This window comes from Mesorhizobium sp. M2E.F.Ca.ET.209.01.1.1 (genome assembly GCF_004010375.2).
Taxonomy (GTDB): Bacteria; Pseudomonadota; Alphaproteobacteria; order Rhizobiales; family Rhizobiaceae; genus Mesorhizobium.
In genome coordinates, this window is sequence record NZ_SADP02001303.1 from 1 (window position 1) to 283 (window position 283).

Annotated in this window: 1 protein-coding gene; it reads left to right on the plus strand. The window is 61.1% G+C overall.

Going from position 1 to position 283, the window contains the following annotated elements; all coding sequences use genetic code 11:
• A partial coding sequence (locus EN852_RS40155; RefSeq protein WP_135880003.1) for a DUF1330 domain-containing protein occupies nucleotides 1-189 on the plus strand: 189 nt, incomplete at its 5' end.
• Nucleotides 190-283 lie beyond the last annotated feature (94 nt).

The window sequence follows — 283 nt, forward strand, 5'->3', positions numbered from 1 at the left end:
GTCGTCGAAAACGTCTGGCCTGGGCATCTGATCGTCATCGAATTCCCGGACGGGCAGCGTGTGCGGGACTGGTACCGGTCGCGCCCCTACCAGGAGATCCTCGCATTGCGCACCGACAATTCCCAATCCGACGTGATCTTCGTTGACGGCGTCGAGCATCCGCACAAGGCTACGGATGTGCTTGGCTGAGGGAATTGGCTTGATGCGGACGATTCGCGGCGACCTGCTGCAGCTTGCGCTCGACGGCGCGTTCGACGCGATCGTGCATGGTTGCAATTGCCAA